At 38.9% G+C, this 23,329-nt stretch carries 21 protein-coding genes; 16 read left to right on the top strand and 5 right to left on the bottom strand.

Features of this window, described 5'->3' with window-relative positions; genetic code table 11:
- The first annotated feature begins 5 nt into the window (after positions 1–5).
- From BTO22_RS08440 to BTO22_RS08430, 3 genes are all read left to right on the top strand, one after another.
- Positions 6–1,148 carry a beta-ketoacyl synthase N-terminal-like domain-containing protein gene (locus BTO22_RS08440; RefSeq protein WP_105055105.1) on the top strand — a complete coding sequence of 381 codons (1,143 nt, stop codon included), beginning with the start codon at positions 6–8 and terminating at the stop codon, positions 1,146–1,148.
- Positions 1,145–1,999: a hypothetical protein gene (locus BTO22_RS08435; RefSeq protein WP_105055104.1), complete on the top strand. Its 855-nt coding sequence runs from the start codon at positions 1,145–1,147 to the stop codon at positions 1,997–1,999. Before BTO22_RS08440 ends, BTO22_RS08435 begins: the two co-directional genes overlap by 4 nt.
- A gap of 132 nt (positions 2,000–2,131) precedes the next feature.
- Positions 2,132–2,929 (top strand): alpha/beta fold hydrolase, encoded by a 798-nt coding sequence (locus tag BTO22_RS08430; RefSeq protein ID WP_105055103.1) that lies wholly within the window; start codon positions 2,132–2,134, stop codon positions 2,927–2,929.
- 61 nt (positions 2,930–2,990) lie between these two features.
- Here the strand turns inward: BTO22_RS08430 and purU are convergent, their stop codons facing one another.
- Positions 2,991–3,824, bottom strand: coding sequence for a formyltetrahydrofolate deformylase (gene purU, locus BTO22_RS08425; protein ID WP_105055102.1), 834 nt, complete (start codon positions 3,822–3,824; stop codon positions 2,991–2,993).
- 247 nt (positions 3,825–4,071) lie between these two features.
- On the opposite strand from purU, the gene BTO22_RS08420 reads away from it, so the two are divergent.
- The 7 genes from BTO22_RS08420 to rnd all read left to right on the top strand — a co-directional run bounded on the left by BTO22_RS08420 (position 4,072) and on the right by rnd (position 11,686).
- Positions 4,072–6,033, top strand: coding sequence for an ATP-dependent DNA helicase (locus BTO22_RS08420; RefSeq protein WP_105055101.1), 1,962 nt, complete (start codon positions 4,072–4,074; stop codon positions 6,031–6,033).
- Between the two features lie 7 nt (positions 6,034–6,040).
- Positions 6,041–6,742, top strand: a complete 702-nt coding sequence (tsaB, locus tag BTO22_RS08415; RefSeq protein WP_105055100.1) for a tRNA (adenosine(37)-N6)-threonylcarbamoyltransferase complex dimerization subunit type 1 TsaB — start codon at positions 6,041–6,043, stop codon at positions 6,740–6,742.
- Positions 6,743–6,799: 57 nt separating this feature from the next.
- Complete coding sequence (locus tag BTO22_RS08410) at positions 6,800–7,114, top strand: chromosome partitioning protein ParA (RefSeq protein ID WP_105055099.1); 315 nt, start codon at positions 6,800–6,802, stop codon at positions 7,112–7,114.
- 20 nt (positions 7,115–7,134) lie between these two features.
- Positions 7,135–7,683 (top strand): Slp family lipoprotein, encoded by a 549-nt coding sequence (locus tag BTO22_RS08405; protein WP_105055098.1) that lies wholly within the window; start codon positions 7,135–7,137, stop codon positions 7,681–7,683.
- Between the two features lie 5 nt (positions 7,684–7,688).
- Positions 7,689–8,558: an alpha/beta fold hydrolase gene (locus tag BTO22_RS08400; protein WP_105055097.1), complete on the top strand. Its 870-nt coding sequence runs from the start codon at positions 7,689–7,691 to the stop codon at positions 8,556–8,558.
- A gap of 182 nt (positions 8,559–8,740) precedes the next feature.
- Positions 8,741–10,423: a long-chain-fatty-acid--CoA ligase FadD gene (gene fadD / locus BTO22_RS08395; RefSeq protein WP_105055096.1), complete on the top strand. Its 1,683-nt coding sequence runs from the start codon at positions 8,741–8,743 to the stop codon at positions 10,421–10,423.
- Positions 10,424–10,564: 141 nt separating this feature from the next.
- A complete protein-coding gene (gene rnd / locus BTO22_RS08390) occupies positions 10,565–11,686 on the top strand; it encodes a ribonuclease D (protein ID WP_105055095.1) in 1,122 nt (373 codons plus the stop codon).
- Between the two features lie 76 nt (positions 11,687–11,762).
- Here rnd and minE read toward each other — a convergent pair whose 3' ends face one another.
- Genes minE through minC form a run of 3 tightly spaced genes read right to left on the bottom strand, consistent with a single transcriptional unit; the run spans position 11,763 to position 13,528 of the window.
- Positions 11,763–12,023, bottom strand: a complete 261-nt coding sequence (gene minE / locus BTO22_RS08385; RefSeq protein ID WP_060991419.1) for a cell division topological specificity factor MinE — start codon at positions 12,021–12,023, stop codon at positions 11,763–11,765.
- Between the two features lie 2 nt (positions 12,024–12,025).
- Positions 12,026–12,838, bottom strand: a complete 813-nt coding sequence (gene minD, locus BTO22_RS08380; protein ID WP_060991418.1) for a septum site-determining protein MinD — start codon at positions 12,836–12,838, stop codon at positions 12,026–12,028.
- Between the two features lie 24 nt (positions 12,839–12,862).
- The gene (gene minC, locus BTO22_RS08375; RefSeq protein WP_105055094.1) at positions 12,863–13,528 is read right to left on the bottom strand and encodes a septum site-determining protein MinC; all 666 of its coding nucleotides are present in this window, start codon (positions 13,526–13,528) and stop codon (positions 12,863–12,865) included.
- Between the two features lie 183 nt (positions 13,529–13,711).
- Between minC and BTO22_RS08370 the strand changes: the two genes are divergently transcribed.
- Together BTO22_RS08370 and BTO22_RS08365 are read left to right on the top strand one after the other, a co-directional pair.
- The gene (locus BTO22_RS08370) at positions 13,712–13,993 is read left to right on the top strand and encodes a YcgL domain-containing protein (protein ID WP_105055093.1); all 282 of its coding nucleotides are present in this window, start codon (positions 13,712–13,714) and stop codon (positions 13,991–13,993) included.
- A gap of 2 nt (positions 13,994–13,995) precedes the next feature.
- Complete coding sequence (locus BTO22_RS08365) at positions 13,996–14,970, top strand: lytic murein transglycosylase (RefSeq protein ID WP_105055092.1); 975 nt, start codon at positions 13,996–13,998, stop codon at positions 14,968–14,970.
- A gap of 138 nt (positions 14,971–15,108) precedes the next feature.
- Here BTO22_RS08365 and mnmC read toward each other — a convergent pair whose 3' ends face one another.
- Positions 15,109–17,151 carry a bifunctional tRNA (5-methylaminomethyl-2-thiouridine)(34)-methyltransferase MnmD/FAD-dependent 5-carboxymethylaminomethyl-2-thiouridine(34) oxidoreductase MnmC gene (gene mnmC / locus BTO22_RS08360; RefSeq protein WP_105055091.1) on the bottom strand — a complete coding sequence of 681 codons (2,043 nt, stop codon included), beginning with the start codon at positions 17,149–17,151 and terminating at the stop codon, positions 15,109–15,111.
- A 120-nt stretch (positions 17,152–17,271) separates the two neighbouring features.
- On the opposite strand from mnmC, the gene fabB reads away from it, so the two are divergent.
- The 4 genes from fabB to BTO22_RS08340 all read left to right on the top strand — a co-directional run.
- Entirely contained in the window at positions 17,272–18,483 is a 1,212-nt protein-coding gene (gene fabB / locus BTO22_RS08355; RefSeq protein ID WP_105055090.1) for a beta-ketoacyl-ACP synthase I, read from the top strand.
- Between the two features lie 147 nt (positions 18,484–18,630).
- A complete protein-coding gene (locus BTO22_RS08350; protein WP_105055089.1) occupies positions 18,631–19,761 on the top strand; it encodes a 4-phosphoerythronate dehydrogenase in 1,131 nt (376 codons plus the stop codon).
- Positions 19,761–20,774: an aspartate-semialdehyde dehydrogenase gene (locus BTO22_RS08345; protein WP_105055088.1), complete on the top strand. Its 1,014-nt coding sequence runs from the start codon at positions 19,761–19,763 to the stop codon at positions 20,772–20,774. The genes BTO22_RS08350 and BTO22_RS08345 overlap by 1 nt, the downstream gene beginning before the upstream one ends.
- 206 nt (positions 20,775–20,980) lie before the next feature.
- Positions 20,981–23,329 (top strand): FimV/HubP family polar landmark protein (locus BTO22_RS08340; RefSeq protein ID WP_308727213.1); only part of this gene is annotated, 2,349 nt, incomplete at its 3' end.

The raw sequence follows: 23,329 nt of genomic DNA, 5'->3' as shown, positions 1-23,329 counted from the left end.
TAACGATGATTACGATACTTGGTGGTGAAGTACTCAGCGCGCTTGGAAATAAAACGCTGCAATTGCAGTTAATGAAAGAAGGTAAATACCAAACCGTAGATAAATCGGTTAATGTATTTGAGCAAATTAAAACACTGCCTTACTATGCGATTCAAGATGAAGGCAGCTTTGAACCTTTATTTGATCCTATTCCTTATTTAATTCAATTGGTCACTTCCCTGTTTGAACAACATGATTTTTCTGAGAGTGACCGTCAACGTTGTGGCTTGTTTTTGGGTTGCGCTGCTAATGATATTTCTCTGATGATCCCTCTCGGGACGAGTATTCAAGAAAATCAACGTCCTCAATTTTCAGGGGGTAGAGTAGGGAATGGGGTTTACGCAGATAAGCTGGCGTCTGAATTTGGTTTGAACCCGCTAAGTCTGACTTATAACACTGCTTGTACCTCTAGTTCTAATGCTATTTTAGACGCGGCTACTATGCTAGAAGCCGGTGTTGTTGATTATGCACTTGTTATTGGTATGGAGATGTTTGCGTCTCACTCTTTTGAGGGGTTTGTTTCGATGCAATTGCTTGCTCAACAGCAAACCAAGCCTTTTGATGCGAACAGAGATGGGTTGCTATTGGGAGAAGCGCTTGGTGTACTACTAATGAGTCGTGATGATGTCAAACCATCACCTTGGCAGTTTTGTGGTGGCAGTAGCCAGTGTGAAACACACAGTGTGACAGGCGTAAACTCTGATGGTTCTGGAGTGGCTCAAGTGATTAAAAGTGCACTACAGGCCAGTGGTGTTAGTGCAGAAGGTATAACCGCAGTAAAATCACACGGAACAGCCAGTAATCTCAGCGACTTAGCTGAGGTAAATGGTATGAAGCAAATCTTTAATCAATCGCCTTCATTCTTTTCCTTAAAGCCATACATAGGCCATACATTAGGCAGTTGTGGGGTGAGTGAATTAGTCATTATGATCAATGCCATCAATAATGGTTTTATACCCAAAACCCCAAATTTCGAACAGCAAGATGATGAAATTAACTGGACCCCGACACAAGTAATGATCCCGTGTGATTCTGGGGTGTTCTTACTTAACTGTTTTGGTTTTGGTGGTAACAATAATGCACTTGTTATAAAGAAGGACGTCGCATGATGTATGTGCATTGCGTTTCTAGTGTAAATATAAAACAAGACCAAGATGTTGATGTAAAAGCAGAGTGTAAAAAAGTAGCCCCTAGCTTTGTTCGTCGTACTGACCGTTTTATCCAGCTTGGTTTATTAGGGGTATCCGGCATTAAAAATCAGCAAGAACTAGATAAAAATACCGCGCTGTTTATGGTGTCGGGACAAGGGGATTTATCCGTTTTTAATCGTTTATGTCAGCAGCGCTATGTTGAAAAAATGCCACCAAAACCTGTTGATTTTATTAATTCATTAAGTAATACCGCGGGCTTTTATATTGCAAAATATTTAGAGCTTGAAAGTAAAAACCTTAATTTAGCACAACAAGGCTTTGCAATAGAAAATGGATTCTTATTGGCTGATGCGAGCCTAAAAACGAAGCAAGAAGAAACAATATTACTGGGTGGTGTAGATGAGGGCGTAGAGCAATCTAATAACCCATATGGATATTTAGGTCTTTCGGCGAATACGCCTATCGGTGAGGGCTCTAATTGGATGCTACTGAGTGCAAATAAGCAAGATGCATTAGCAACCGTTGATGTGTTGACGTTAGCATTTGATAGTGTCGGTGTTATTGAATATCTCAACAACCAAGAAGAAGTCACTCATGTTGCATTTGGGCATAGGATGCCTAAGTTCTGTTCTGACTTATTATTATCCAGAATTAATATTCCGGAGTTTGGATGGAATGAAGTTGCTGATTTTTATGAAACTAATGGATTGTTTGTATTAAATAGTTACTTAAATTCAAAGCAAGGTTGCTTGGTGTATATTGATTATTTTAATCATATTTATAGAGTAATAACTCTTAATGTCATCTAATAAATCAATAGTTTAGATACATTTTGTTACTAGATGTCAGGTTTTTGTTCGACTACTTCTTTGTGAGTATTCATTGGCGATGTAGGATGGTATAGTCTGCGTTATATGTCTTTTCTAATTAAAGTAGAGTGAATGTCTAATTCTTTGTTATTTCATAGAACCTATAAACATGAATCAAGCGCCAAATGGGTTGTGTTTGTTCATGGTGCAGGGGGAAGTTCAACAACCTGGTTTAAGCAGATCGCCGCTTTTAGAAAGAACTTTAATGTCTTATTAATTGATTTAAGAGGGCATGGTCGTTCAAACCATTTCTCTCAAATTAAAGAGTTTATGAATAAGCAGTACTCTTTTAAAGTCGTAAGCCAAGATATTATTGATGTTCTTGACCACTTAAATATTAAATCAGCTCATTTTGTTGGAATGTCTCTTGGTACCATTATCATTCGTAATTTAGCTGAATTGGCACAAGATAGAGTTAGCTCTATGGTGCTTGCAGGTGCGATCACTCGTTTTAATTTCCGCTCCCAGTTTTTAATTAAAATGGGAGAATTGACGAAAAATATCATGCCTTATATGTGGTTATATAAGTTATTTTCTTATGTTGTTATGCCACAGAAAAGCCAAAAAGAATCGCGTCATATTTTTACGAGAGAAGCAAAAAAGCTGTGTCAAAAAGAGTTTAAACGTTGGTTTAAATTGGCGGCTGATGTCAATCCATTGATGCGTTACTTCAGAGATAAAGAACTAGCTATTCCAACGCTGTATGTGATGGGTGCAAACGATTATTTATTTATGAAGCCAGTAGAAGAAATGGTGGCCGTTCATAAATACAGTCAATTATTACAGATCCCTGAGTGTGGGCACGTATGTAATATTGACAGGCCAAAAGAATTTAATAAGCATGCGATTGATTTTATCGCAGCTCAATAAGATTTTGTAGAATAGAAAACGGCGATCATTATGATCGCCGTTTTTGTATTTGAGCTATTAATTAAAGAATAACGGTCTTGTTACCATAAACAAAGACATGGTCGTTTAGTACTTTTGTTAAGGCTTTACTTAGTACTGATTTCTCAACGTCACGTCCAGCCATTGCCATGTCCTCAGCACTGAAGTTATGATCAATAGGTATGACATCTTGTTTTATGATCGGTCCTTCGTCTAAATTATTAGTCACAAAGTGTGCTGTTGCACCGATGATTTTCACACCGCGGTCATACGCTTGTTGGTATGGTTTTGCGCCAATAAAGGCAGGTAAGAAGCTGTGATGAATGTTAATGATTTTTCTTGGGAATTGAGCGACAAAATTTGGTGTTAGTACACGCATGTATTTTGCTAATACGACATATTCTGGGTCGTATGAATTAATCACATCCAACATTTTTTCTTCATGCTCTTCACGAGATAAGCCTTGATGACAAACATGATGGAAAGGAATATCGAATTTTTCGATTAATCCACCTAGTGTATCGTGATTCCCAATGACCGCAGCAATTTCGATATTCATCGCACCGGAATAAGCTTTAATTAAAATATCACCAATACAGTGTGCTTCTTTTGTAACTAGAATGACGACTTTCTTACAAGGCTCAGTAACTAATTTACGATGGCTACCTTCGGGTAAAGCTTGGTCAATATCAAGTAAGAAGGTCTCATCATTGAAAATCCCTTCTAGCTCAGTTCTCATAAAAAACTGACCCGTAACGTTATCTACATATTCATTATTGTGAACAATATTAAGTTGATGCTTATAACAAATATTCGTTATTTTGGCGATTAGCCCACGAGAATCAGGGCAATCCGTTAATAATATTTTCTTTTCCATTTTATCTCTTGTGCTCACGAAGTGTTGTCTATTAATTTGATATACCTATGGTTGTACCGATAAAAGAAGGATAGGTAAAGCGTTTTTCATCGAGTAAAATTTAAAATATAAATATGAAAACTCATCAAAGCTTATGGTTATATGGAGATATTAATAAATATCCTTCAGGAAACTTAACGTTTAGTTTCTGTGAAAATCTTGGCATAATCCCAGTCTTATTTTAAATTCACGATGAATGTAGGTTGATATGATTGCCAAGATTTTTTCTTCTTCAGGCGCGTTAGGTAAAGCCATTCCTGGTTTCCAACCTCGTCAACCTCAGCTTGATATGGCTCATGCGGTTCATGATGCGATTAAAAATAGTACTCAACTTGTTGTTGAGGCTGGTACAGGTACAGGTAAAACTTTTGCGTATCTTGTTCCTGCTTTAGTTAGTGGTAAAAAAACCATCATCAGTACCGGTTCGAAAAACTTACAGGAACAACTTTTTCATCGTGATTTGCCTTTAATGACGTCATCTCTTGGATTTTATGGTCAAGTTGCTTTATTAAAAGGGCGCTCAAATTATCTTTGTCCTGAGCGTTTAAATCAGCAGTTAGTTGAGAGTCATACCCCACAAGCGAATCCCGAGTTATTAACACAATTAGTGAAAGTACGATCTTGGTCATCTGAAACGAAAACAGGTGATTTAGGTGATTGCACTGCGATTGCAGAAGATAGCCCCATTATTCCTTCAATAACTTCTACCAATGACAACTGCTTAGGTAAAGATTGCCCAAGTTTTGAAGATTGCTTTGTGGTGAAAGCGCGTAAAAAAGCAATGGATGCCGATGTTGTGGTCGTAAATCATCATCTATTTCTGGCTGATTTAGCGATTAAAGAAACTGGTTTTGGTGAGTTAATTCCTGAAGCTGATATCTTTATTTTTGATGAGGCGCATCAACTACCAGATATAGCGAGTCAGTATTTTGGTCAAAACCTTTCTAGTCGCCAATTAACTGAATTAGCGAAAGATATTGAGATCGGTTACCGCACTGAAGCCAAAGACATGCGTCAGTTACAAAAAGTAGCGGAACGTTTGGCTGGTGCCGCAATGGATCTTCGTATTATTTTAGGCGATACCAGTTTTCGTGGTAATTGGCGTGAAGCGATAAAATCACAAGCAGTACAACGTGAAATTGTACGAATTAATGATGCCTTTGAATTGGCTCATGATGTCTTGAAGTTAGCACTAGGTCGTAGTCAGTTATTAGATGCGGCTTTTGATCGCTGTGCATTATTAAAAAATCGTTTAGAGCGAGTATGTGATACGACGATTAGTGGTTATTCGTATTGGTATGAATGTACTCCTCGTCATTTTAGTTTGAACATTACGCCATTGTCTGTGGCCGATAAATTTAAAGAACATTTAGCTGATAAAGAAGGCGCTTGGATATTTACCTCAGCGACCTTAGCTGTAAATGATGATTTCTCGCATTTTACTCAACGTTTAGGGTTATCACCTAAAAAACAGTTTACGTTACCGAGTCCATTTGACTATCAAACTCAAGCATTATTGTGTGTACCTAGATTTTTGCCAGAGCCAAATAGTTATGGCATTGTGGATAAGTTAGTTGAATTACTGCAGCCAGTAATAAAACAGAATAATGGACGTTGTTTTTTCTTGTGTACCTCACATCAAATGATGCGTGATTTAGCTGAGCAATTTAGACAAACACTTGATCTTCCTGTGTTGGTACAAGGGGAGACCACTAAGCAACAACTGCTTTCCGAGTTTATGGAATTAGGTAATGCATTATTGGTGGCTACAGGTGCTTTTTGGGAAGGTATCGATGTTAGAGGTGATGCCCTAAGCTGTGTTATCATTGATAAACTTCCTTTTACCGCACCAGATGATCCTCTCTTAAAAGCGCGCATTGAAGATTGTCAGCTAAGTGGAGGTGATGCCTTTGCACAAGTTCAAATTCCAGACGCGGTGATTACCTTGAAACAAGGTGTCGGTCGACTTATCCGAGATACAAAAGACAAAGGGGTATTGATTATTTGTGATAACCGTTTGGTGACAAGACCTTATGGTTCAATATTTTTACAAAGCTTACCGCCAATACCGCGAACACGAGATTTACGTAATGTGTCTGAGTTTTTAGCGAAAGCCAATCAGACCGATGAAAATGAATCAGAAAAACAAGAAGCCATTTTAGAAGATTGAGGCATTAATGAGCGCAAAAATTTTAGCGGTAGATACCGCCACTGAAAACTGTTCTGTTACATTGATTGTTGATGGAAAAGTCTATTCTCGACGTGCAGTGGCACCGCGTGAGCACACTATTAAAGTACTTCCTTTTGTTGATGAAGTATTAAAAGAAGCGGGTGTGCGCTTACAAGATTTAGATGCGTTAGCATTTGGTCAAGGTCCAGGTAGCTTTACTGGTGTTCGTATCGGTATCGGTATCGCTCAAGGTTTAGCGTTTGGTGCCGATTTACCTATGATTGGTATTTCAACATTAGAAGCAATGGCGCAAGCGGGTTACCGAATCAATGGTGCTACGCAAGTGGCTGCAGCAATTGACGCTCGTATGGGTGAAGTCTACTTTGGTATGTATCAACGTAATGATGATGCAACATGGACTTATAACGTTGCAGAAACTGTGTTTAAACCTGAAGCGTTATCAACGTATTTACCACAGCAATCAGGTGAGTGGTTAACGGTAGGTACTGGTTGGGATGCATATACAGAAGCATTAACTGAATTACCATTAGAGCGTAAAGCTTCAGAGATACTTTATCCTGATGCGGAAGATATGGCGTTTTTAGCACAACAAAAATTTGAGCAAGGTTTAGCATTACCAGCTGAAGAATCTGCACCTGTTTATGTTCGTGATACCGTGACATGGAAAAAACTTCCAGGTCGTGAATAATAGATAAATGAATGGGGACGCTGTTCCCCGTTTTTTGATAAATAAAGAAAGGTCACTATGGTATCAATTCATGGGCTACCGCCAACATTAGTACCGAATCAAAAGGTACAAAAGCAGCAAGCCGTTGAAAAGAAAAGTCAGGTTAAGAAAACGGGTGGCAGTAAGGCCATGGTTGCTCAACCTTCTAAAGTGGCTACTGCGATAACCAATCAAGTAAAGCAACTTAACGCATCCGAATATGCTAATTCCCGTATTCATTATGATTTACCAGAAGGTGGAAATCGTAAAGCGATGGAAGAGTATATGGATATTATGTTGCAAAAGCGCAGAGAGGAACTTGCACAGCTCGTCGGTGTCGACCTGTATATCTAAACATTTAATTAAGGATATTTATGAAATCTTCATTACTGTTTCTTTGTATTTTATTTCTTGCGGGTTGCAGCTCCCTTCCTAAAGAATTAACCTCGTCTCAGACCAATACACTTATTGAGTATAACGCTTTTGTTACTGCTGCTCAAAATGATGAAAATGTCGAAGTTCGCTTAGGTGGTGTTATTGCTCGTATTGATAACCTAAAAGACACGACTCGCATTGAAATTGTGAATCTCCCTATCTCCTCATCAGGTAAGCCCGACCTCTCTCAAGAACCAACTGGACGCTTTGTTGTTTATCTTGATGGTTTTATTGATCCTGTTACTTATTCTGTTGGACGATTAGTGACTGTTTTAGGCCAGTCGACGGGTATTGAAGAAGCGAATGTTGGGGAGTTTTTGTATCCTTTTCCTGTGATAAACGGCTCTGCTTTGCATTTATGGCAAATTCAAGAGTACGTGATGAGTAATGATATAGATATGAGTTATATGCCTTGTACTGGTGCTCGTTGCTTTCATCAGCGTAGTATTGAAAGCCGACGGGGTAAAGTCGTACAAGAAGTGAAATAGTTAGAATGATTTCATTTCAGGAATCTACATTTTCATTGCACCATGGTTTACTGGCTGTCATGGAAATTAAACCGGAAGAAATTCATCAAACGTTGGTGTTTTTACATGGCTGGCAAGATAATGCTGCGACGTTCAAAACAACGATGGAAGCGTATGCAAAACACAATCCTCACCACCATTTAATTGCTGTAGATTGGTTTGGGCATGGATTGTCATCCCATAAAGGGCATGATAATTTTTATCATTTCTTTGATTATATTGATGATCTTCACCAAATCATTTTGCACATCAAATTAGAGCAGGTGGTTTTAATTGGGCATTCTTTAGGAGCGTTAATTGCAAGTGCCTATTGTGCCGTATTTCCTGAGAAAGTATCCGCATTAATGATGATTGAAGCGTTAGGTCCATTGAGTGAAGAAGAAACTGAGATTTCCGATAGAATACGTCAAGGGATCTTAAGTCGTCAGCGTTATCGTAATAAGCCTCAGCGCACATTAAAAGATCACCAGTCCGCAATTGAATTACGATCTAAAGTTAATCAGCTTCCTGAACACCTGGTAGAGCCTATGGTACTTCGTTCATTGGCATCAAAAGGTGGTGATGTGAAATGGAGAACGGATGCAAAAGTAAAATGCGATTCTTTATATCGAATGAGTGAAGCGCATGCTTTATCATTACTCTCAAAAATAGAGTGCCCCGTAATTGCTGTTATTGGTAATGACGGCTATGGTCATTTAAAGCAAAAGTCTCATCGTTATCGTTATATTTTAGATTTTCAATGTTACCAAATAGAGGGGGGGCATCATTGTCATTTAGAATACCCTGAGCAAATTAGTACCCATATTGGTGCCCTTGTTAACAAAATAACCACATAGTTGCTTCACATATTGAAAAAAAGACTCCATTCATGGTTAAATAACAACCGAATTGAGAATTGATAATAAAATTAGTTGACTATACTTGTAGAGTAAATAGTCTACTCGTAAAAGTGATAATGATCACTGTTTTGAACTATTGCTAAAAGAGCAATAAGTCGCATATAGAATAGGAGAAAAGCGTGGATAAAGTTTGGCTTTCACGTTACCCAGAAGACGTACCAGCAGAAATTAACCCAGACCAATATAGCTCATTGGTTGATATGTTTGAGCTGTCGGTTCATAAGTATGCCGATCAACCAGCATTTATTAATATGGGTTCAGTAATGACATTTCGTAAGTTAGAAGAGCGAAGTCGTGCTTTTGCTGCTTATTTACAAAATGAACTTAAACTGAAAAAAGGCGACAGAGTTGCTTTAATGATGCCAAACTTATTGCAATACCCAATTGCATTATTTGGTGTGCTGCGTGCAGGTATGGTCGCGGTAAATGTGAATCCACTTTATACGCCACGTGAGTTAGAGCACCAATTAACAGACTCAGGTGCTGCGGCAATTGTTATTGTGTCAAACTTTGCTAGTACGCTAGAAGAGATTGTAGATAATACGCCAGTAAAACACGTAATTTTAACTAACTTAGGTGAACAGCTGCCTCGAGCAAAAGGCACAATTGTTAACTTCGTGGTTAAGTACGTGAAAAAAATGGTGCCAAAATACGACTTGCCAGACGCGACATCAATGCGTAATGCATTACGTAAAGGGCGTAGAATGCAGTACATCAAGCCATTTATTGATAGTGAAGACTTAGCCTTCCTACAATACACAGGTGGTACTACAGGCGTAGCAAAAGGTGCAATGCTGACTCATCGCAATATGATTGCTAACGTAATGCAAGCAAAAGGGGCTTATGGTCCGGTTTTAACCGAAGGCCGCGAGCTTATTGTGACAGCTCTACCTCTATATCATGTATTTGCATTAACCGTAAACTGTTTATTGTTTATTGAAATGGGCGGTCGTAACCTACTAATTACGAATCCACGTGATATTCCAGGTTTTATTAAAGAACTGCAAAAATACCCATTCACTGCAATTACAGGCGTAAATACGTTATTTAATGCATTAGTGAACAATGAAGATTTCCACGAATTAGATTTCAGTAACCTTCGTTTATCTGTTGGTGGTGGTATGGCAGTGCAGCGTGCCGTTGCTGAAAAATGGCAGCAGCATACAGGTTGTTACTTATTAGAAGGTTATGGTTTAACAGAGTGTTCTCCATTGGTTGCCGCATACCCTCATAACCTAACATCATATAATGGTTCGATTGGCTTACCGGTTCCGTCAACTGAAGTGCGAATGGTTGATGAAGAAGGCAATGTTGTTGCGAATGATCAAATAGGTGAGCTTCAAGTTCGTGGTCCTCAAGTAATGAAAGGCTACTGGAACCGTGCTGAAGCGACTAAAGATATGATCACTGATGATGGTTGGGTAAGCACGGGTGACATCGTTAAATTTGATGAAGAAGGCTTCTTACACATTGTTGACCGTAAAAAAGACATGATCTTAGTATCAGGTTTTAATGTATACCCAAATGAGATTGAAGATGTTGTTGCGCTTCATGGGAAAGTACTAGAAGTCGCAGCTGTAGGTAAACCACACCCAACATCAGGTGAAGTGGTTCGAATTTGTGTTGTTAAACGCGATCCAAGCCTAACGAAAGATGAACTAATTGCTCATTGTCGTAAGCATCTAACGGGTTATAAAATTCCACGTATTGTTGAGTTTAGAGACGATCTTCCAAAAACAAACGTAGGTAAAATTCTGCGTCGTGAACTGCGTGATGAATATAAAGCAGAAGAAAACGCATAATTTGGTTACAATGTAAAAACACGATAATGCCAGCTTACGCGCTGGCATTATTTTTATTTGTTATGAAATTTTAGAGACAAGATAGCTTAGTTTTTATTGAGGTTAAGCTATCTTGCCTTATCGATCTTTTAAGGAAGAATAGTGAAATTTGAAATCGTCACTCAGAGTCAGCGTTTGGCTGAGATCTGTCAGCAAGCAAGTAGTAAACCATTTTTAATGTTAGATACTGAGTTTGTAAGAACACGAACGTTATATGCTCGCTTAGGTTTAATTCAAATGTTTGATGGCGAGACATTAGCACTTGTTGACCCAGTTGAAATTGATGATTTAACACCGCTTTGGGATTTATTAAAAAATGAATCGGTAACTAAAGTGCTTCATGCGTGTGGTGAAGATTTAGAAGTGTTTCAACATTATGCGGGTTGTATGCCAACGCCAATGATTGACACTCAAATCATGGCTGCATTTTTAGGTTATGGATTGTCGACAGGTTTTGCAAAACTTGTTTCTGATTACTTAGGTGTAGATCTTGATAAAGGTGAATCTCGTACAGATTGGATGGCGCGTCCTTTATCTGATAAGCAATTAAACTATGCAGCAGCAGATGTACATTATTTATTACCATTATTTGAAAAGCTACAAGCGGAATTAGCACAAACAGAATGGACTGATGCAGCATACCAAGAATCGACTCTTGCAGTAAGAAAACGTGAAAAGCAACCAGATGCAGAGCAAGCGTATCGAGATATTAAGAATGCGTGGCAACTGAATCCTAAGCAATTAGCGATTCTAAAAATGGCCGCAAAATGGCGTTTAGAAGAAGCAAGAAAACGTGATTTAGCGGTTAATTTTATTGTGCATGAACTAAGCTTATGGAAATTAGCGCGTTTTAGCCTGCGTAGTAAAGAACAGATGTTAAAAGAAGCATTTGATCCAAGAGAAGTACAACGCCATGGCGGGAAGTTATTGCGTTTTACTTACTTAGCTGATGATCTTTCTGCCGATGAGTATCCTGAAGTGATTGCACGTTTAATGGATTACCCTGGCTACAAGCAAATATTTAAGTTATTAAAGGATGAAGTAAAAGAAGCTTCAGAAGAGTCAGGTTTAATGCCTGAATTCTTAGCGTCGAAAAAGCAATTAAACCAGTTGTTATCTTGGAAATGGAAAAAAGGGTGTGCGCCTGAATGTAAACCGGATGTTGTTCAAGGCTGGCGTGGTAAATTATTAGAAGCTCGTTTTATGTCAGTACTTGAGAGATAATAGTCATTATCTGTTTGATCAAAAAAGGGTGACTGTGATAGCCACCCTTTTTAATATCCGATATTAATTATGGGGATTAATGGTCATCTTCTGGCAGAGTCACATTCAGCTCTAATACTGATAGGTCTTCTTCTTTTTGTTCAAGAGACACTGTTACCATATCAGGGCTTACGTTTACGTATTTACTGATCACTTTAAGAATATCTTCTTTTAATTGTGGTAAATACGAAGGAGCAGGGCCGCCATTACGACGTTCTGCAACGATGATCTGTAGCCTTTCCTTAGCTATGTTAGCAGTGGCTTTTTTTTGTGGTCTGAAAAACTCAAGTAATGCCATGCTTAACCTCCAAATAGTCGTTTAAAGATACCTTTCTTCTCTTCTTCTAAGAAGCGGAATGAAACTTCCTTGCCTAACAGACGGTCTACAGCATCTTGGTATGCAGAGCCTGCATTTGATTCTTCGTCAAAAATAACTGGAACACCTTTATTTGATGCGTTCAGTACAGATTGGCTTTCAGGAATAACCCCTAGTAGTGGAATGTTTAGAATTTCTTCTACATCACCAACACTTAGCATTTCACCTTGGTTTACACGAGCAGGGCAGTAACGAGTTAGCAATAAATGCTGTTTTACTGGCTCAAGCGCATCTTCTGCACGGCGAGACTTCGAATCTAGGATACCAAGAATACGGTCAGAATCTCGAACAGAAGAAACCTCAGGGTTCGTTGTGATGATTGCTTCATCAGCAAAATATAGCGCCATTAATGCGCCAGCTTCAATACCCGCAGGAGAATCACAAATAATGAAGTCAAAATTCATAGCGATAAGTTCATCAAGAACTCGACGTACACCATCTTTAGTTAGTGCGTCTTTATCACGAGTTTGAGAAGCCGGAAGGATAAATAAATTACCTACACGCTTATCTTTAATTAATGCTTGGTTTAGTGTTGCTTCACCATTGATTACGTTTACAAAATCATAAACAACACGACGCTCACAACCCATGATCAAATCAAGGTTACGTAAACCTATATCAAAATCGATTACTGCAGTTTTCTTGCCAGCCAGCGCAAGACCGGATGCAATAGCAGAACTAGAAGTAGTTTTACCTACGCCGCCCTTGCCTGAAGTCACAACGACAATACGTGCCATTTTTATTATTCCTTTTATGTTGTGCTATAACGTGAGGGTATCGATCTGAATACGGTCTTCGACCATAGTGATCATGACATTTTGATGCCAATACTCTTTGTCAATTTGGTCGCTTAACCAATAATTACCCGCAATGGAAATCAGTTCAGCTTGTAATTTTTTACAGAAGACTTTTGCTTCTGCTTGTCCACTTGCTCCAGCAATTGCTCTGCCACGCAAGGTTCCATGTATATGTATACTACCATCAGCAATAACTTCAGCCCCAGGACTTACATGATTTAAAATCACAAGGTCAGCATCTTTTGCGTACACTTGTTGTCCTGAACGAATTGGTGTTTTTACTACCATCGTTGGCCGCATATTGGCTTTTTGTGTTACTTGTTGAGGTGTAAAAGAGGTCATCACTGCAAAACCAGCTGCGGTTGCCTGAGCCTGTTTATTTTTATCTTTGCAGCCCGTAATCCCTACAGGGATCATACCAGTGCGTTCGACACCAGATTTTAGATCAACAAAGTTAATTTCATTCGATACATTTTCAATATTGACCACAACAGGAGCAGAAGCAAAAAAAGAAGGTGCTTGAGCCACTTTTTCTTCAAGCATATTTAGAGCTTTTGCGATGTCATCATTAGGTAAATGTAATACTGAAAGGGTGAAATTACTGCCCTTTAAATCGGCTGTTTTTGTCATGCTATTCTGTATCTTGATAAATTTAATACCACAAATCTGATACCATGTTATAGTCAGTTTGACCGCACAGCAAGTTATCTTATTGTCTTAAGTGTACTTTTTAGTAGGGCTCTCATCAAATAGACATTGATTGAATGCGTTAAGTTGAGAGTAGGCTCAATCCTTTCAAAAATAGGTTATAAAATGTTCTGTTCAGTTTACAAAAGTACCAAAAAACAGGGGGCTTATCTTTATATTGAAAAAAAAGATGATTTTACTCCTGTTCCTAAAGAATTAATGACCATGTTTGGTACTCCAACCATGGTTATGGTGGTAAATTTAGCGGGTAAAACATTAGCTTCAGTTGATGTTGAGAAGGTGAAAACAGCAATAAAAGAAGAAGGTTTCTTTTTACAACTTCCACCACCACCAGAAAATTTGCTTGAAAAATATAAAAAAGATAAAGCTGCACGAAAAGAGAGATAATAATGAAGAAAAAATTACTGCTAGGGATAGTCAGTTTGCTCATGGCAACATCGGTAACAGCAAATACTCCAGAAGGGGAATTTCAGGATTATATTGTCGAATTAAAAAATGAAGCGAGAGGCATTGGTATTTCAGAGCCTATTCTTGAGCGTGCATTTAAAGATATTGCATTCAAAGAAAAAGCGGTCAAATCAGATCGTAGCCAACCAGAAAAAAAATTAACGTTAGATGAGTATATTCCACGTGCTGTGCCGAAGTGGAAAATCAAACAAGCGAACGATTTATATCAAAAACACTATAAAGAATTAAACCGAATTGGAAATGAATATGGTGTTCAGCCTCGTTTTATTGTTGCGTTATGGGGCGTTGAAAGTAATTTTGGTAAATTAACTGGCGGTTACAATGTTATTGAGGCATTGACGACATTAGCTTATGACGGTCGCCGCGAAGAATTTTTCAAAAAACAAACGATGGCTGCATTAACCATTTTACAACAAGGTCACATTACACCTGAAAACATGAAAGGTTCATGGGCAGGAGCTATGGGGCAGTGTCAATTTATGCCGACTTCATTCTTAGCTTACGCTGTTGATGGTAATGATGATGGGCGTAAAGATATTTGGACTACCGAAGCCGATGTATTTGCTTCAGCTGCAAATTATTTAAAACAAGTGGGCTGGGATGATACTTATACTTGGGGTCGTCAAGTTCAGTTACCTGAATCGTTGGATGCCGAAAGTTTAAAAGGTTTATCTGAAGAAAAAGGTAAGACATTAGCTCAATGGCAAGAATTGGGTGTTCGTCGTTTAACGGGCAAAGCGTTACCTGATGTAGATATCGAAGCATGGTTAGTGCAACCAGATGACAAAGATGGCCGTGCTTACCTTGTTTACAATAATTACCAAGTATTAATGGATTGGAACCGTTCGCATTACTTTGCGCTGGCGGTGAGTCACTTGGCAGATTCTATTAAGTAAAAGCGAGACGCAGCGAGCTGCTTGAGGGCGCAAACTGCGTTTACTTAAGACGCTTCGCTAGAGAATTTCTCCAGCGAAGCGTCTCAAGGAATTTATTCCGGCTTCAAGGGAGCTTGCGACCGCTCTGCTCTTGAGGATTTAAATATCCAACGGCTTTCCTTTTAGCAATCTTCTCACCCACAATCTTCCTGGGTGCAATCCTTCAAGTACTGAATTTGGTAATGGAATTGGGTCACCCATGATCTGCGATGCTAAGGTCTCTGCCAATAATGGTGCAGAACTTAATCCTCTTGAACCTAAAGTCAGCATACAGAATAAACCTTCATAAACAGGAATATCTTTCGCTTCACGTAACCAGTGGCGTTTTTTATAGATATATTTATATTCTTCTTGCATATCTTCAAAGCGAACCACATTACCAAGAAATGGCAGATGATCACGACTGGCACAGCGAATACCTACACGGGCTTGATTACTTGATGTATCAGCTTCTTTTACCCAAGCTTCATTAGGGATGCATTTATGTAAGCGTTCGCCATTTTCAATTTGGTCAGACTCTTTAAACGCTAAGTCTAAATCACGACGATCATAACTCGCGCCAATACAGTGAGTTTGATGCTTAGTATTTTCAGGCGTTAAGTACCCGTCATAACACAGCACGGTTTTTAATTGTTTTAATGATTCTGTTGTAGGGATATGACTTACCTGTCCACGAACGGGTGTTGCAGGGATGTCTTTAGTTTGTTCAAAATCAGTGAAGCGGTGTCCGTTTGCAACAACCACGGCCTGATGTTTATTTATTTTCTCACCAAGAATAAGGTTCCATTGCTTATCATCCATTTGAGTTAATTGAGTAACTTCAGCGTTATTATTCAGAGTGAATAATGGATTTTTCGATAAGTGAGTAAAAAGACCACGAGTCAATTGTTTTGGGCATAACCAACCACCAAGAGGGTAATGTACGCTTTCCATATTGATTGGTAAGCCAACATATTGAGCGGTTTCTTCTTTATTAAATGCAGTAACTAACTCATTAGGAAAATTCGCTGTTAGCATTTTATTGAGTTTATTTTCTGATTTATCATCCCATTTTAGCTGTGTTACACCACACCAATCATGATCAAACTGGAACTGTTGTGCTGCTTGGTCGATAAATTGGCGAGCGAAGATAAAACCGGGAGCAAAGAAGCGAGACAGTGAATTATATTTCTCATTTAATAAAGGATATACCGCTCCTTGTTGGTTTCCTGAAGCACCTTGTGCCGCTTTTTCATCTTTGCAATATACGGTCACGCTAACACCACGACGAAGTAATGTTGTTGCTAGTGTCGCACTGGCAACACCACCACCAATGATAGCGACATCAGTAATATTTTCAGGAGTTGAACGGGCATACCAAACGGCGTGATTTGCTTTTGTTTTACGTTCAGTTAATGTGCCTGCGATCATTTCACGCTTATGGGCGAAACCTTTGACTTTTTTCATCTCAAAGCCAGCTTCAATAAGGCCTCGTCGAACAAAACCTGCTGCCGTAAAGGTGGCACAAGTACAGCCTTCTTTAGCAAGGCGTGCCATATTATTGAACAAGTCTTGATTCCACATTTCAGGGTTTTTACTTGGTGCAAAGCCATCTAAGAACCATGCATCAATAATACCGTTATCGTCCATCCAAATTTGTGGTATGCAATCTTTTATGTCACCAAACCAGAGATCGAGTGTTATCATGCCATCTTCTAGTACTAAACGATGACAGTCAGGCACAGCGGCAGGATAATGTTCTTGTAACTGTTCAGCCAATTCAGCCAATTCAGGCCACGCTTGATGGGCTTTAATTAAATCTGTTTTGGTTACTGGGAATTTTTCAAAGCTAACGAAATGAAGCTCTTTAAGAGGGGCGTCAGGATTTTGTTCTCTAAAGGTTTTAAACCATTGCCACACGGCAAGAAAGTTTAATCCCGTACCAAATCCAGTTTCACCAATAACAAAACGACGTTGGTCATATTCCTGCCATCTTTGTGGTAGATGATTTTGTTGCAAGAAAACATATCGTGTTTCTTCTAACCCATTATCGTTAGAAAAATAGACATCACCAAAATCATTTGAGACCGGCGTGCCAGACTCATTCCAATCAAGGACTGCATTTGTGATGCTGTTTTGTGGTAAAGTGTGGTTACGTGACATAAATTTGTACCATTAAAGATAATCTACGTCGGATTTTAACGACTTATAGGAAAGCTGACCACTTTGTTGTGCTATCTTCGCTATTATCTACCAAGATTTATGACTTATTAGGAAAGAATCATGAAAAGAGCCGTAATTACAGGCATGGGCATTGTTTCAAGTATCGGTAACAATGCAGAAGAAGTATTAGAGTCTCTGAAAGCTGGTAAATCAGGCATTAACTTCTCTGAGCAGTTCGCTGAAAAGGGTCTGCGCAGTAATGTTTGGGGCGATTTGAAAATGAACCCTGCTGATCACATTGATCGTAAAAAAATGCGTTTCATGGGTGATGCGGCTGCGTTTGCTTACATCTCAATGGAGCAAGCAGTAGCAGATTCTGGCTTAACAGAAGATCAAGTTTCAAATGACCGTACAGGTATCGTTGCAGGTTCTGGTGGTGCATCATCACTAAACCAAGTAAATGCGGTTGATATCTTGCGTGAAAAAGGCGTTAAACGTGTTGGTCCATATATGGTTCCACGTACAATGGCGTCTACGGTTTCTGCATGTCTTGCAACGCCGTTTAAAATCCGCGGTGTTAACTACTCGATGAGTTCTGCATGTGCAACTTCAGCACACTGTATTGGTCACGCAGTAGAGCTTATCCAACTAGGTAAACAAGACGTAATGTTTGCTGGTGGTGGTGAAGAGCTAGATTGGTCTCTAACGATGATGTTTGATGCGATGGGCGCACTATCATCGAAATACAATGACACACCAGAAAAAGCATCTCGTACTTACGATGCCGATCGTGACGGTTTCGTTATCTCTGGCGGCGGCGGTATGGTTGTTATCGAAGAACTTGAACACGCACTTGCTCGTGGCGCTAAAATCTACGGTGAAATCGTAGGTTACGGTGCAACATCAGATGGCTACGACATGGTAGCACCGTCAGGTGAAGGCGCAGTTCGTTGTATGAAGATGGCAATGCAAAATGTAGACAGCGTTGATTACGTGAATACTCACGGTACATCAACACCTGTTGGTGATGCAAAAGAGCTAGGTGCTATCCAAGAAGTATTTGGTGCGAACAGTCCAGCAATCTCTGCAACTAAAGCAATGACAGGCCACGCACTAGGTGCCGCTGGTGTTCATGAAGCTATTTACTCAACGCTAATGCTAGAGCACGGTTTTATCGCGCCAAGCATCAACGTTGAAACATTAGATCCTGCAGCTGAAGGTCTTGATATCGTTACTGAAAAACGTGATCAAAAACTAACAACTGTTATGTCTAACAGCTTTGGCTTTGGTGGGACAAACGCAACGCTAGTAATTAAGAAATACGAAGCGTAATATTTGCGTAAAGCATAAGTAATAAAAACCCAGTTAATTCAATTGACTGGGTTTTTTTATATCTATTTTTTATGACGATACTGATGTTGCTTAATAGAGCGCAGTGATACACTGAATTTATAAACCTAAAGGACAGATATTGAAAATATGAAAATATTGATTGATGAAAATATGCCTTATGCGGCCGATCTCTTTAGTGAATTAGGTGAGGTTATCGCTAAGTCTGGGCGAACGTTAACTGCTGATGATTTAATTGATGTTGATGCGTTAATGATCCGCTCTGTGACTAAAGTGAATGCGGAGTTATTAAGTAAAGCCAATAAACTGAAATTTGTTGGTACAGCAACCGCAGGTATGGATCATGTTGATCAGGTTTTATTAAAAGATAAAGGCATTTATTTTACAGCCGCGCCTGGTTGTAACAAAGTAGGTGTTGCTGAATACGTACTAAGTTGCATTATGGTATTGGCTCAGCAGCATGGTTTTTCTATCTTTGATAAAACATTTGGGATTATTGGTGCGGGGCAGGTTGGTTCTTATCTTGCACAATGCCTAGATGCATTAGACATTTCTTATTTATTGAATGATCCGATTAAAGAGCAAGAAGGAGATACACGTACCTTTGTTTCTTTAAATGAATTATTAGAAAAATCAGACGTTATTAGTTTTCATACGCCAATTACACGCGATGGTGAATTCCCTACTCATCATCTAATGGATGAAAAGAGGCTAACTGCATTGCGTAGTGATCAGGTATTGATCAATGCGGCACGTGGACCTGTTGTTGATAATCAGGCATTAAAACAGCGCTTATTGAAACAAGACGGTTTTAAAGCGGTATTAGATGTTTTCGAGTTTGAGCCGCAAGTAGATATGGATTTATTGCCATTACTCTCTTTTGCAACGCCACATATTGCAGGCTATGGTTTAGAGGGAAAAGCTCGTGGTACGACGATGATCTTTAACTCTTATTGTGAGTTTTTAAATCGCGAAGAACGAGCAGATCCACAGAGTTTATTGCCAGTAGCCCCAATCCCTAATGTGACACTAAATCAGCAATGGGGTCATTCAACACTGCACAATTTGATTCAGTTAGTCTATGATGTGCGAAAAGATGATGCCGTATTTAGAAAAGAGATCTCAACTGTCGGCGCATTTGATAAAATGCGTAAGGATTATTGGGATAGAAGAGAATACAGTGCTATCACGATCACAGGCGATAAAAACTGTGGTCTTACCCCGTTACAACAACTTGGATTTACAATCGAGGAAGTCTAATGACTCAAGAATTTGATGTTGCCATTCTTGGCGCAACTGGTGCCGTTGGCGAAGCAATTATTAGTGTATTACAAGAGCGTAAGTTTCCTGTACGTAATTTATATCTTTTAGCGTCTGAACGTAGCGAAGGCAAAACAGTTCGTTTTAATGGTAAAACATTAACCGTTGAAAATGTAGAAGAGTTCGATTGGAGTCAAGTACAAATTGGTCTATTTTCTGCAGGTAGTGAACTTTCTGAAAAATGGGCCCCAATTGCAGCGGAATCAGGTGTTGTTGTTATCGATAATACATCACACTTCCGTTACGATCACGATATTCCATTAGTGATCCCTGAAGTAAACCCAGAAGCACTTGTTGATTTCCGTAACCGTAACATTATCGCGAACCCTAACTGTTCAACGATTCAAATGTTAGTTGCATTAAAACCAATTCACGATGCTGTGGGTATTGACCGAATTAACGTATCAACATACCAATCAGTGTCTGGTTCAGGCAAAGCTGGTATTGATGAGCTTGCAGGTCAAACGGCTAAGTTATTAAATGGCCTACCAGCAGAGAATAAAGCATACGATAAACAAATTGCATTTAACTGCTTACCACACATTGATGAGTTTATGGATAACGGCTACACCAAAGAAGAAATGAAAATGGTGTGGGAAACGCAGAAAATTTTTGCTGACGATACTATTACAGTAAACCCAACGTGTGTACGTGTTCCTGTATTCTATGGCCATGCTGAAGCGGTTCATGTTGAAACTCGTGCACCTATTGATGCAGCAGAAGCTACGCGCTTACTTGAAGAAACGGATGGAATTGAAGTATTTCATGGAAATGATTACCCAACACAAGTAAGTGATGCGACAGGTAAAGACCATGTAATGGTTGCTCGTATTCGTGAAGATATTAGCCATTCTATGGGACTAAATATGTGGGTTGTTGCAGATAACGTACGTAAAGGTGCAGCAACAAACGCAGTACAAATTGCTGAAGTATTAATTCGTGATTATTACTAATCATTGTAATTAATTTATGATTTAAGAGATTATTATTCGTTGATAAATGAGCAGTATAATCTCTTAAATTGAAAGCCTTAGTGAAAGCTAAGGCTTTTTTCTTCCATAAACCACACAGTTTTTACTTAAAAGCTACAGTTTTCTTATTATTATCCGATATAGTTATACAGATATTAATTTTTCATTTTATTTAAGAGGCATCTCTAGTGTCTGACGCATCCAAAAAATTGTTAAAAACGCTAACTCCTTTAGCCTTATTCGTTGCATCACAGTGTTCTGTTGCCAATGCCGCAGGTACAATTCAAATTGTAGGCCCAGAAGGAAAGGATAAAACTGTCAGTTCACAGGTAGTGACACAATCACAGCCAGCGAGAGCCACAACAACTCCTGCTACGGTAATAAAAGAAAGAAAATCGGTTCCGACAAAAGTTTATGGCCCAACAAGGGAAGATGAAACCTTATGGTCAATTGCAAGCCGTGTTAACCCATCGAATACCACATCGGTTCAACAAACGTTAATTGCTATTTATCGCTTAAATCCACAAGCCTTTGAAAATAATAATATTCATGGATTAGAGCCAAATAGTCGTTTGCGATTACCGACACTAGAACAAGTTCGTCGTGAAAATACAGATGATGCAAAACAGCTACTTATCGCTCATAAAAAGAAGCAAGCACCTCAACATGCATCAGCTCAAAAAACAGCAAGGTCTACGACAACAGAGAAAGCGCCTGTTTCAGTTAAAAAAGAAGTAGCACCGACGGTAAATAAAGTAAAACCATCGGCAGTAGAAGCAAAACCAACTAAAGATATCATTAAAGTGGCGACGCCTTCTGCCTCTGCTGTGAAATTGAAATCTGAATTAGAAACAACAGAGCAAGAGTTTTCAGCATTACAAGAAAACAACCACCAATTGCGTGTTCGATTGGCTGAAGTTCAAAATGAAGTCGACAATCTAAAAAATTCATTAGGGGATGAAGATCGAATTCGAAGTGAAGTCGAAAAATTCATTAATGAACAAAAGCAACTTGCAGCAGCTGAGAAAAAAGCAGAACCAAGTGCAATGGATAATCTCGCCTCAAGCCCTGGTTTAATTGCCTTGCTTGCTTTAATCCCTGGTGTTTTAATTGCTGGCCTTATTGCTTTCTTCTTATTCCGTCGTAAGAAAGAAGAAGACGAAGAGAGTTCAGAAAGTGCAGGAACAGAGCAACCTTCAGCGTTAATTATGCCTGATGATAACTTCAATATGGATGATGATATCCCTGAAATTAGCTTAGATGACGATGATGATCTTTTAGGCGATCTAAATGACGATAAATTCTTATTTGGGGATGATGATTCTGATTCAAGTGACGATTTGTTTGCTGAATTTGAAACCGAAAATAACAACTCAGATAATGATGATCCGTTTGCCTCACTAGATGGCGAAGAAAATGATGATTTAGATTCAATGTTATCTGATGAAGAACTTGATCTTGATTTAGACCTTGATGGTTTAGATGATGATATAGATATGTCTTCAAGTGCATTAACTGTTGATGCAGAAGAAAAAGCATTAGGTCTTGAGGAGATGGAGAAAGCGTTGAATGATTTTGACAGTGACTTATTCTCAGCAAGCGATTTAGAAGAAGAAGATGACGATTTTGATTTATCGCTTATAGATGACTCAGACTTATCTGCGCTAGATAAATCAACGCCAGAACTCGAAGATAACGAAGATCTTGAAGGTGGAGAGCTTGATCAATCAATGCTAGATGATCTGTTCTCATCCATGGATATGGAAGATGATTCAGAAGAGTCAGAATTAGACCAAGGTTGGGATCTAGACGAAAAAGAAGAGACTAAACTTGCTCCAGAAGTGACGTCAACTCCAGTAGAAGATGAGTTAGATTTTGATACTTTATTATCAGGAATAGAAGACACTAATAAACTTGATGAAGAACCAAATAAAGGAGAAAGCATCGAGTTAGATAATGATGATATTGATGCTGCTTTGTTTGGTGAGCAAAACGAAGACAGCGTCAATTTAGAGTCTGAAGAAGATGCCACTACATTGTTAGATGAATTACTTGAGGAATCTGATGATGAAGAGAGTATTGAGCTCGATATTGAAGATGATAGTACAGCGTTACTTGATGAGCTATTAGATGAATCTGATAACGAAGAAGATAGCATTGATTTAGATATTGAAGATGACAGTACCGCATTACTTGACGAATTGCTTGGTGATGATGAAGAGCTGAGTGAAGGCGATGATGATATTGAACTAGATGAAGACAGCACAGTGCTTCTTGATGAGCTTTTAGCTGATGAGGACGAAGAAGAAACAATTGAATTAGGTGAAGATAGCACAGTACTTTTAGATGAATTGCTTGGCGATGATGTTGAAGAGGAAGAAACCACCTCGGGAAAGAGTGGCGATGATACTGAAGTTGAAGGTGTAGCAGTATCAGAGACAATTTCAGAAGACGCACCTCGTGATGAAGATTGGTTAATTGAAGCAGACGAAGATGAAGATGATGACATTCCATTATTTGAATCTGATACAAAACAA

The organism is Aliivibrio sifiae (assembly GCF_002954705.1).
GTDB classification, from domain to species: Bacteria; Pseudomonadota; Gammaproteobacteria; order Enterobacterales; family Vibrionaceae; genus Aliivibrio; species Aliivibrio sifiae_A.
This window is presented reverse-complemented; position numbering and strand designations above follow the sequence as displayed.